Origin of the sequence: Aeromicrobium sp. (assembly GCF_049586495.1) — a bacterium.
GTDB lineage: Bacteria > Actinomycetota > Actinomycetes > Propionibacteriales > Nocardioidaceae > Aeromicrobium.
In genome coordinates this window covers 1-10,154 of record NZ_JBAVCB010000028.1, presented here as the reverse complement: position 1 = coordinate 10,154, position 10,154 = coordinate 1, and the positions used below count along the sequence as shown (strand labels likewise).

The 10,154-nt window shown below is 66.4% G+C and carries 12 protein-coding genes and 1 tRNA gene; 3 read left to right on the top strand and 10 right to left on the bottom strand.

The window, feature by feature from the left end:
• Together WB508_RS01450 and WB508_RS01445 are read left to right on the top strand one after the other, a co-directional pair.
• Positions 1-735: multicopper oxidase domain-containing protein (locus tag WB508_RS01450; protein ID WP_423843094.1), on the top strand; the 735-nt coding region annotated here is incomplete at its 5' end.
• Positions 736-1,078: 343 nt separating this feature from the next.
• Positions 1,079-1,678, top strand: coding sequence for a methyltransferase (locus tag WB508_RS01445; RefSeq protein WP_423843093.1), 600 nt, complete (start codon positions 1,079-1,081; stop codon positions 1,676-1,678).
• Between the two features lie 5 nt (positions 1,679-1,683).
• On the opposite strand, the gene WB508_RS01440 is transcribed toward WB508_RS01445, so the two are convergent.
• From WB508_RS01440 to WB508_RS01405, 8 genes are all read right to left on the bottom strand, one after another.
• Positions 1,684-1,875 carry a CDGSH iron-sulfur domain-containing protein gene (locus WB508_RS01440; protein ID WP_423843092.1) on the bottom strand — a complete coding sequence of 64 codons (192 nt, stop codon included), beginning with the start codon at positions 1,873-1,875 and terminating at the stop codon, positions 1,684-1,686.
• Positions 1,872-2,837: an iron-containing redox enzyme family protein gene (locus WB508_RS01435; RefSeq protein WP_423843091.1), complete on the bottom strand. Its 966-nt coding sequence runs from the start codon at positions 2,835-2,837 to the stop codon at positions 1,872-1,874. The genes WB508_RS01440 and WB508_RS01435 overlap by 4 nt, the downstream gene beginning before the upstream one ends.
• 325 nt (positions 2,838-3,162) lie before the next feature.
• The gene (locus WB508_RS01430) at positions 3,163-3,393 is read right to left on the bottom strand and encodes a hypothetical protein (protein WP_423843090.1); all 231 of its coding nucleotides are present in this window, start codon (positions 3,391-3,393) and stop codon (positions 3,163-3,165) included.
• A 74-nt stretch (positions 3,394-3,467) separates the two neighbouring features.
• Positions 3,468-4,616: an alcohol dehydrogenase catalytic domain-containing protein gene (locus tag WB508_RS01425; RefSeq protein WP_423843089.1), complete on the bottom strand. Its 1,149-nt coding sequence runs from the start codon at positions 4,614-4,616 to the stop codon at positions 3,468-3,470.
• Between the two features lie 246 nt (positions 4,617-4,862).
• A tRNA-Ser gene (locus tag WB508_RS01420) sits at positions 4,863-4,952 on the bottom strand.
• A gap of 148 nt (positions 4,953-5,100) precedes the next feature.
• Positions 5,101-6,615 (bottom strand): alanine/glycine:cation symporter family protein, encoded by a 1,515-nt coding sequence (locus WB508_RS01415; protein ID WP_423843088.1) that lies wholly within the window; start codon positions 6,613-6,615, stop codon positions 5,101-5,103.
• Between the two features lie 129 nt (positions 6,616-6,744).
• The gene (tadA, locus tag WB508_RS01410) at positions 6,745-7,203 is read right to left on the bottom strand and encodes a tRNA adenosine(34) deaminase TadA (RefSeq protein ID WP_423843087.1); all 459 of its coding nucleotides are present in this window, start codon (positions 7,201-7,203) and stop codon (positions 6,745-6,747) included.
• Entirely contained in the window at positions 7,200-7,667 is a 468-nt protein-coding gene (locus WB508_RS01405; RefSeq protein WP_423843086.1) for a tRNA adenosine deaminase-associated protein, read from the bottom strand. The genes tadA and WB508_RS01405 overlap by 4 nt, the downstream gene beginning before the upstream one ends.
• Before the next feature lie 49 nt (positions 7,668-7,716).
• Between WB508_RS01405 and upp the strand changes: the two genes are divergently transcribed.
• Complete coding sequence (upp, locus tag WB508_RS01400; protein WP_423843085.1) at positions 7,717-8,358, top strand: uracil phosphoribosyltransferase; 642 nt, start codon at positions 7,717-7,719, stop codon at positions 8,356-8,358.
• A 27-nt stretch (positions 8,359-8,385) separates the two neighbouring features.
• Here upp and pntB read toward each other — a convergent pair whose 3' ends face one another.
• Together pntB and WB508_RS01390 are read right to left on the bottom strand one after the other, a co-directional pair.
• Entirely contained in the window at positions 8,386-9,774 is a 1,389-nt protein-coding gene (pntB, locus tag WB508_RS01395) for a Re/Si-specific NAD(P)(+) transhydrogenase subunit beta (protein WP_423843084.1), read from the bottom strand.
• A gap of 4 nt (positions 9,775-9,778) precedes the next feature.
• Positions 9,779-10,154, bottom strand: a 376-nt coding sequence (locus tag WB508_RS01390) for a proton-translocating transhydrogenase family protein (protein ID WP_423843083.1), incomplete at its 5' end; no start/stop codon positions are given.

The following is a 10,154-nucleotide window of genomic DNA, read 5'->3' as shown; positions in this document are numbered from 1 at the left end:
GACAACGGCATCGCCCCGATCTGGGTGACGGGTGCGACTTTCCAGGTGCTCGCGGTCGACGGATACGACGTCAATCAGCCCGAGTCGATCGAAGGCCGGCGCTTCGACCTGCCAGCCGGCGGTCGGGTCGATCTAGGTCTGACCGTCCCGGATCGCGGTGCGCAGATCGACTTCGCGGGCTCGACGACGCTCGTCCTCGGCACGGAGCCCACCTCTGACCGGCAACCGAACGCGCCGACCGTGGCGGTGGACCTGTTGTCCTACGGCGCGGCCGCCGACCCCGGAATCGACACGGCGACAGCGGATCGCCGCTTCGACTACCGGATCGGACGACGCCCCGGCTTCCTCGACGGCCGGCCCGGGCTGTGGTGGACGATCAACGGCCGCATGTATCCCGATGTCCCGATGTTCACCGTCGACGAAGGGGACGTCGTCCTGTTCAGGATCGAGAACACCAGCGGTGAACCCCACCCGATGCATCTGCACGGGCACCATGCGCTCGTCATTTCTCGCGATGGAGTCCCGGCATCTGGCAGTCCGTGGTGGACGGACTCGCTGGAGGTCCGCGGCGGCGAGTCGTACGAGGTCGCCTTCCTCGCCGACAACCCCGGCCTGTGGATGGATCACTGCCACAACCTCCCGCACGCCGCAGAGGGCCTGGTGAGCCATCTCATGTACACGGGCGTGACCTCGCAGTTCCGCATCGGGGATCCGCACGGCAACGCGCCGGAATGACGTCGCCAACACCCGGCTGCTGCGCCTGTCGAGCATCGTGACCCTCGTGACTGAAGCCGTCGCCTGCTGGTGGCCGAGGGCCCGGGTCTTGCCGCCGACGGCACCAGGTCGCGACACCTCATGAACCCATCACGACTCCTCAACGACGGGACGGACCCTGTTGCCGCCCCCAGGTGATGATTAAGGGCTGATCGATCGGGGTAGTTCGACGTCGTGACTCCCGTCCTCGCGCTGCCGTGCCCGCGACCACACCGACGGGGTGATGCTTGGTGATCGAGTGGCTGACGTGGGCGACACGTCATGGCACGAATCCGTCGACGTGGTCGGACGGAAGGGTGTGCTGATGAACTTCGGCGGTCTCACGATCGCCTACGACGACCGCGTGCTCTGCCCCCGACCGTGGACGCTCGCGCAGTCGATGTGGTGCGCCGAGCTGCTTCGATCGGGGCCAGACGGACCCGTGCTCGAGCTGTGCGCGGGAGTCGGACACATCGGTCTGGTTGCAGTCGCAGCCAGCCGACGCGAGCTGGTCATGGTCGATCTGAATCCCGCCGCCTGCGAGCTGGCGCGGCGCAACGCGGACGCGACGGCGATGGGCCACCGCGTGGAGATTCGGCAGGGCCGGATGGACGTGGTGGTCGCCGACGGCGAGCAGTACGCCCTGATCATCGCCGATCCCCCTTGGGTGGCGTCATCGCACCTCGCCAGCTACCCCGAGGACCCAGCGGTCGCGATCGATGGCGGATCCGATGGCCTCCACCTGGCCCGCATGACGTGCTCCATCATCGACGAGCACCTCGCCGAGGGCGGATCGGCGATCCTCCAGCTGGGCACGACGGCTCAGGTCGACGCGATCGCCGACCATCTGGCGCGCACCTCCACGCTTCGGGTGCGGGAGGTCAGATCGTTCGAGCGGGGCGCGCTCGTACGGCTGTCACGCTGAGGAGCTCACCGGTCAGACAGGAACTTGTGGGTGCCGTCGCACCACGGCTGTGTCGCCGACCCGCCGCAGCGGCACACCGCGCTGACCGGCCGGCACGTGGCGTGCGCCACGCCGTCCGGATCCTCCACGACGTGATCGCCGCGCAGCAGCATCGGACCGCCGGGGCACAGGATGACGTCCGGGTGTTCGGCGGTCATGCCGCCCACTCGCGGAGCATCCTGTGCGCGAATCGTGACTCGAGGTCCAGACAGGTGAATGCCCCGAGGAAGATATCTCCACGAAGCGCCGGCTCATCTCGCACCAGCGAGCCGCAGATCGTTCGAGCGGCGAGCTGTTCGTGCACGGCGTCGGCCTCGACGTGCTCGAGGTAGTAGCCGGTCATCGTCGCCGGGAGGCCGACCCGGTCGAGCCCCTGCGCGATCTGTCGCGACGGGACGCTGCTGGTCATCTCGAACGCCGCGAGGTGGCCGAGGGCAGCGCCGCGAAGTCGACGATGCAGACCGAACAGCGACATCGCATTGTTCTGCTCGAGGACCTCGATCGGCACGTCGTCGATGTACGCCCCGTACTCCGGACTGAGGCCGCACGCGTTCAGGCCGCGGGCGAACAACTCGGCGTGGAGGCGGTTTGGGTCGCCGCATCCATACTCGTCGAACTGCAGCTCCACCAACGCCGCTTTCGTGCTCGTGGGCAGCCGCGGCACCACCCAGGCGGTCGGGTCTGACTCCTTGAGATGATAGATCGAACGCATTCGGAGCAGCTCCAAAATTTGTTCGTGGTCGGCTTCGCGCTGCACGTGGCGCGCGAGGGATGGACCGTCGTGCTGCTCGACGTACGCGAAGAGGTCCTGCGCGAGATCCCCATCCGGCACCGAGTCATCTCCCGCGGGCCCAGCGCTGCTGAATCTGTCCCGCAGCGTGTTCTCGAAGACCGCCTCGAGCGAGCGACGCACCTCGATCAGCTCCGGCTGCCACTCGAGGCTGTCGTCGACGTCGTCGAAACCTCGGTAGTGCAGCTCATACAGCGCCCACAGCGTGATCTGCAGGTCGTCGTCATCATCGGGGATCGTGCTGAGCGCTGAGTCCCAACCGGTCGACGGCTCGCGCATCGACTCGAAGACGATGTCGCTCAGCGAGCCGCGTCCCTTCGGCGTCAGCACGAATGCTCCCGTCCGTCGAGCGACGGCAACGCCCCGCTACCGTTGCAAACTCTTGCGGGTGCGTCGTTGGACGGTCGGTGTGACCCGTCGACCGCGAGCTGTTCGTGCATAAGAGATCCTCTGCTCGTGCCATCCCGCCCCTGCCTGATGGACACGAATGACGTACCCCAGGTCGGCGCGTCCATGCAGGCTTCTGAGGTTTCCCTCGGACGGAGCTTGAGAGACGAGCCGGACGGCATCGCCCAGGCCAGCGTGGGATACGGGGTGAGGACACCGCCTTCAGCCGTCGTGCTCAGGCAGCAACCTTTCCACTCCGTCCCTGCCTCTAGAGGTCGGCGGGTCCTCCCGTGCCGGATCCACCCGGTGCCTCGTCGTCGGCGTCGGCGGATCCGGTGGGCGGCACGGGCGCTTCTGGACCGGTGGCGGGCTCACCGGTCTGCACCGGGTCCACGTCACCGCCCTGACCCTCGTCGGCACCGGGGATGTCTCCATCCGCGCCGGGGTCGGTCGCCGGCTGCGACGGGTCGTTGTCGGGCTCGATCGGTGTCTCACTCATGATGTCTCCTCTCGTCGGAACTGTTGTCTACCCAGGATCCGGGTACTTCAACCGAGTCGCTCCGACGGCGGCACTCAGGGCTGGAACACGACCTTGATCATCCCGTCCTCCTTGGCCCGGAACTGCGCGTACGCCTTGGGCGCGTCGTCGAGCGGCAGGCGATGGGTCGCGAACGACTCGGTGCCCAGCGGGTCGCTGTCGTCGGTCACCAGCGGCAGGATGTCGTCGGACCACCGGCGCACGTTCGCCTGACCCATGCGGAGCTGGATCTGCTTGTCGAACATCTGCATGAGCGGCATCGGACTGGCCGCGCCGCCATACACGCCGATGAGCGAGACAGTGCCTCCGCGCCGGACGGCGTCGATCGAACCGTGGAGCGCGGCCAGTCGGTCGATGCCGACGGTCATCATCAGCTTTCGCGCAGCCGCGTCGGGGAGCAGCCCGACGGCCTTGATCACTTTCTCGGCGACGGGGTTGCCGTGCGCCTCCATGCCGACCGCGTCGATCACGGCGTCCGCACCACGTCCGGACGTGCGGTCGCGCACCTCCGTCGCCACGTCGTCGACCTCCTCGATGTTGATCGTCTCGGCGCCTCGCGCCCTGACCCGCTCGAGGCGTTCGGGAACCCAATCGGCCACGATCACCCGGCGCCCCTCGTGCAGCGCGATCCGAGCCGCCATGTCGCCGATCGGACCGGCACCCATCACCAGCGCCACACCGCCATCGGGGACGTCGGCGTACCTGACGGCCTGGTACGCGGTCGGCAGCACGTCCGAGAGGTAGACGAACCGGTCGTCGGACGGACCTTCGGGGACCTTGATGGGCAGGAAGTCAGCGAACTGGACCCGCAGGTACTCGGCCTGTCCGCCGGGAACCGATCCGTAGAGCTGGCTGAACCCCAGCAGGCTCGCCCCGGTTCCGGTGTCACGATTCTGGGTGGTCTCGCACTGGCTGTGCAGGCCCTGGTTGCAGGTCCAGCAGTCGCCGCAGCTGATGTTGAAGGGCACCACCACCCGGTCGCCGATCTTGAGGTTCGTCACGTCGGGGCCGACCTCCTCGACGATGCCCATCGGCTCGTGGCCGATGATGTCGCCGGGCGTCATGAACGGTGCGAGCGGGTCGTACAGGTGCAGGTCCGAACCGCACAGCCCGGTGGTGGTCACCCGGATGATCGCGTCCGTCGGGTCGACGATGGTCGGGTCCGGAACCTCCTCCACGGACACGTTTCGTGGTCCTTGCCAGGTAACAGCCTTCATCAGCGTTCTCCCGTCTCGAGTCAGCGACATCGTTTCGCCGGCGGCGCCAGCTTGTGATGCTGTACCCGGTCGGGCGCCGTCCAAGCGTCAGGACTGCCCACGAGGGTTTCGACAACGGCTCAGAGATTGGGCAAGCGCTCCAGAACCGAAGCCATGCACGTGCAAAGACCCCCGACCTCACCGGAACTCCTGTGGTGATCGGGGGTCTTCCTGTGGCGGTGGCGGTGGGATTTGAACCCACGGAAGGGATGAACCTTCACACGATTTCGAATCGTGCTCCTTAGGCCGCTCGGACACGCCACCGCGTGGAACCCTACCGGACCACGTCGAGCGGTTCGAATCGTGGTGAACTCAGCGAGAGCGCTCGCAGCAGCCCTCAGTTTTCACCGCTTCACCCGGAAGCCGGCGCGCGGGTGGTCGGGTGCGATGTTCACCCACTCGACCAACGAGCTCAAGCAGCGTCCGAAGGCTCGTGACCGGGCTTGTAGGTCAGCCGCCCCGCCTTGCGGTCCTCCCAGTACTCGTTCAGCTCCTGTTTCACGACCGGGAACAGCAGGTACAGGCCGAGGATGTTGACGAAGGCGCAGATGAACAACATCGCATCGGCGAGGTTGACCACGTCGGCCAGCGCGACGACCGAGCCGAACACCGTGAAGAGGCAGAAGATCACCTGGAACAGACGCTCGGTGAACGGCGTGCGGCCGAAGACCGAGGTGAAGGCCTTCTGCGTGTAGTACGACCAGGTGATCAACGTCGAGAAGGCGAACAGTGCCACCGCGATGGCCAGCACGTAAGGGAACCAGGACACGACGCTCTCGAAGGCGTCGGAGGTCAGCACCACACCATCGGGGTTGGCCGTCTCGCCGGCCGCCACCTGCGCCCGAGCATTGAGCCACGACTCAGGCTTGGCGATCACGATGGTCAACGCAGTCATGGTGCAGATGACCACGGTGTCGATGAAGGGCTCGAGCATGGCCACGAAGCCTTCCGTGACGGGTCGACGAGTCTTGACCGCCGAGTGCGCGATGGGCGCCGAGCCCACGCCAGCCTCATTGGAGAAGGCTGCCCGCTGGAAGCCGATGATCAGCACGCCAACCACTCCGCCGGTCACACCATCGGGCGAGAACGCGCCGCTGATGATGTCGCCAAAAGCATTGTCGATCGAGCTGAAGTTGCCGAGGATGACCACGAGGCAGGCCACCACGTAGATGATCGCCATCGCCGGCACGAGGCTGGCGGTCACGCGGCCGATGGACTTCATGCCGCCGATGATCACCAGACCGACCAGCACGGCCAGCACGATGCCGAAGCCCAGCGCGGCGCCGCCGCTGGCGAGCCAGCCGTCGTCTCCGCCGGTGACGTTGCGGGCCTGGGCGTAGGTCTGGTTGGCCTGGAACATGTTGCCGCCCACCGCCCCGAAGAAGAAGATCGAGATGGCGAAGACGCTCGTGAGCGCTGTGGCAACACCACTGCCAAAGCGAGCGAAGGCGATCGGCAGGTACTTGAAGGGGCCGCCGCTGACCGTGCCATCCTCGTGCTCCTCGCGGTACTTCACGCCGAGGGTGCACTCCACGAACTTGGTACACATGCCGAGCAGACCGGCCAGGATCATCCAGAAGGTGGCGCCGGCACCACCGAGGGACAGCGCCACGGCCACGCCGGCGATGTTGCCCAGACCGACCGTGCCCGACACCGCCGAGGTCAACGCCTGAAAGTGTGACACCTCGCCCGGATCGTCGTCGCTGCCGTAGCGGCCACGAACCAAGGCGATGGCATGACCGACACCCCAGACCTGGATGCCGCGCATGGCGACGGTGAAGATGGCCGCCGCCAGAACCAGCCATCCCACGATGATCGGGAACGTGGCACCGGCGATGGTCACCTGATAGAAGACGACCGACGACACCGCGTCGGAGATGGGGGCGAAGAAACCGTCGATCGCTGACTGGATGCTCTCTGTGTCCACCATCACACCCCATCGCATGACGGCCTCATCGGCAAGTCAACGCGCTGAACCAGCTTCTAACGCGACCGCGGTGGCACCTCTGCAGACGCGATGCAGTCAAAAGGTGTGGTTATCCGGTGAGCAGCTCAGTCAGGTGCTGCGATGCCCGTCGAAGAATCGACGAAGCAACGCTGCGGACTCCTCGACCAGCACCCCGGTCAGCACCTCGGGGCGATGGTTGAGGCGGCGGTCGCGCACCACGTCCCACAGCGAGCCGACGGCTCCGGCCTTGTCGTCGAAGGCACCGAACACCAGCCGTTCGATCCGGGACGCGACGATCGCGCCAGCGCACATCGTGCAGGGCTCCAGCGTCACCACCAGGGTGCAGCCCTCCAGCCGCCATTCGCCTCGGGCTTGGGCCGCCTCGCGGATGGCCACGATCTCGGCGTGGCCCGTGGGATCGCCGTCGCGCTCGCGGGTGTTCCGCCCACGACCGATGACGACGCCCTGTGGGTCACAGATGACAGCGCCCACCGGCACATCCGCGTCCGCCTGCGCCGCCTCGGCAAGGATCAGCGCCTCGCGCATCGCAGGTTCCCAGTCACTCAATCGAGGACTTCCTCAAGGTCGTCGGCGAAGCCCAGCAGCTCAGCGAGCTCGAGCAGCAGGTCCGCAGGCAACGAGACGTCGTCGTCGCACACATCAACCAGAACTGCCGCGCTGACACCCAGATCGGACAGGATCTCCAAATCGCCGCCGGGCTGCGGATCCTCGTCGTCGTCGACCTCGCGCAAGTCCATGGCATCGGCCACGTCGCCGGCCAAGGCGGACTCGCTGACCACGGTGACGTCGGACAACATCCAGCGAGTGCGTGTGCCCTCGCGACGCAAGATGGCGAACCAGTCCTCATCGACCGAGAGCAGACCGAACACACCGTCGTCGGACCTGAATCGGGCCAGCGCCTCACCCAACTCTTCGAGGTCATAGCCCAGTGAGGTCTTCAGCTCAGCGACGTGCCACGCATCATCTGCGCGATACGCAGCGACCACGAAGTCCACGTCGTCCTCGGCCATGAATCGATCGTGACAGAAGTCGGAGCGTTGCCGCTAGTAGTCTCGCGGCATGCACGTACACGTGGCTGATCATCCGCTCATCTCCCACAAGCTGACCCTGCTGCGGGACAAGACCACTGACTCGCCAACCTTCCGGCGGCTCGCCGACGAGCTGGTGACCCTGCTGGCATATGAGGCGACCCGTGACGTCAGGGTCGTTCCCGTGGAGGTGACCACTCCCGTGGCGCAGACCCATGGAGTCCGGTTGTCCGAACCGCGGCCGCTCGTGGTGCCGATCCTGCGCGCCGGTCTAGGAATGCTTGAAGGCATGCAGCGCCTCATCCCGACTGCCGAGGTCGGTTTCCTCGGCATGGTGCGCAACGAGGAGACCTTGCACCCGGTCACTTACGCCGAGCGGCTGCCCGACGACCTGACCGGCCGCCAGTGCTACGTGCTCGACCCCATGCTCGCCACGGGCGGGTCCCTCTCCGCGGCCATGCACTTCTTGATCCAGCGCGGCGCCGACCACATCGTCGCCATCACGCTGCTGGCCGCGCCCGAGGGCATCGCACGGCTGGAGGCCGACCTGGCGTCCGTCGAGGTGCCGGTCACGCTGGTCACCGCCGGACTCGACGAGAAGCTCAATGAGCTGGGCTACATCGTGCCGGGCCTCGGCGACGCCGGCGACCGCCTGTATGGCGTTGCTGACTGACCCCTCCGTTGGTGACTGCTCGCCCGGCTAGAGGGCTCGGATGATGTCCTCGACGCGGTCCTTCGCGTCGCCGAACAGCATGTGGGTGTTCTCGCGAAAGAACAGCGGATTCTGCACGCCTGCGTAGCCAGCAGCCATCGACCGCTTGAAGACCACCACGTCGCCGGACTCCCACACGTGCAGGACCGGCATGCCCGCAATGGGGCTGCTCGGGTCCTCGGCGGCTGACGGGTTGACGGTGTCGTTGGCGCCGATGACGAGCACGACTGACGTGTCGGTGAAGTCGTCGTTGATCTCGTCCATCTCCAGCACGATGTCGTACGGAACCTTGGCCTCGGCGAGCAGCACGTTCATGTGACCGGGCAGACGCCCGGCAACCGGGTGGACGCCGAAGCGCACGTCGACGCCGCGCTCACGCAGCGTGCGGACCAGTTCGGCCACGGGGTACTGAGCCTGCGCAACGGCCATGCCGTAGCCCGGTGTGATCACCACGGAGCTGGCGTTGGTGAGCAGCTCGGCGGTGTCCTCCGCGGTGATCTCGCGGTGAGCGCCGTAGTCGGTGTCGTCAGCCGGCCCGGCCTCGATGCCGAAGCCACCCGCGATCACCGAGATGAACGACCGGTTCATCGCCTGGCACATGATGTACGACAGGTACGCACCAGACGAGCCGACGAGCGCACCGGTGACGATCAGCGCGTCGTTGTCGAGCAGGAAGCCCGACGCCGCGGCCGCCCATCCCGAGTAGCTGTTGAGCATCGACACCACGACCGGCATGTCGCCGCCACCGATCGAGGCGACCAGGTGCCAGCCGAGCGCCAGCGCCACGACCGTGACCGCGATCAGCAGAACGAGGCTGGGCGTGATGACGAACCAGACCGTGAGGCCGAAGAACAGCACCAGCGCGCCCAGATTGATGGCGTTCTTGCCCGGCAACATCAACGGGCTGGACTTCATCCGTGCAGACAGCTTCAAGAACGCCACGATGGAGCCAGTGAACGTCACTGCGCCGATGAAGACGCCGACGAACACTTCGGCGTTGTGGATGTCCTCCAGCGACTGCTGAGCGAACTTGCCGTGCTCCAGATACCCATTCCAGCCGACCAGCACGGCAGCGAGACCGACGAAGGAGTGCAGCAACGCGATCAGCTCGGGCATGCCGGTCATCTCGACCATGCGGGCTCGCCACAAACCGATCGAGGCGCCGATGCCCACCGCGACCAACAGCAGCACCACGCCGGTGGTGTCGGAGATGTCGGTGACGGCCACGAAGGTGGCCAGGAGCGCGATCGTCATGCCGGCGATTCCGAAGACGATGCCGTTGCGTGATGTCTCGTGCTTGGACAGCCCCGCGAGCGACAAGATGAACAGCAGGGCAGCGACGATGTACGCCGCGGTGGCGATGCTCTGGGCAGTCATGGCCTCAGCCCTTCGAGAACATGCTGAGCATGCGTCGGGTCACGGCGAATCCACCGAAGACGTTGATGGAGGCCAGCAAGATCGCGATGAACGACAACGTGCGGATCGCGATGTCGTCACTGGCGATCTGCAGCATCGCTCCGACCACGATGATGCCGGAGATCGCGTTGGTCACCGACATCAGCGGCGTGTGCAGCGCGTGGTGCACCTTGCCGATCACGTAGTAGCCGATGACGATTGCGAGCACCAGCACGGTGAAGTGCTCCGGCAACGGAGGCGGGGCGAAGGCATTGATCAGGAAGAGGGCGAGGATGCCAGCGCCGACCATGGCCCAGCGGTGCCAGCTGGGTGCGGGTTCCTTGGGTGGAGCGGGCTCCTGC

Coding starts and splice junctions, on each gene's coding strand:
- WB508_RS01445 (WP_423843093.1), top strand. CDS start 1,079: ATGAACTTCGGCGGTCTCACGATCGCCTACGACGACCGCGTGCTCTGC.
- WB508_RS01440 (WP_423843092.1), bottom strand. CDS start 1,875: ATGACCGCCGAACACCCGGACGTCATCCTGTGCCCCGGCGGTCCGATG.
- WB508_RS01430 (WP_423843090.1), bottom strand. CDS start 3,393: ATGAGTGAGACACCGATCGAGCCCGACAACGACCCGTCGCAGCCGGCG.
- WB508_RS01405 (WP_423843086.1), bottom strand. CDS start 7,667: ATGGCCGAGGACGACGTGGACTTCGTGGTCGCTGCGTATCGCGCAGAT.
- upp (WP_423843085.1), top strand. CDS start 7,717: ATGCACGTACACGTGGCTGATCATCCGCTCATCTCCCACAAGCTGACC.
- pntB (WP_423843084.1), bottom strand. CDS start 9,774: ATGACTGCCCAGAGCATCGCCACCGCGGCGTACATCGTCGCTGCCCTG.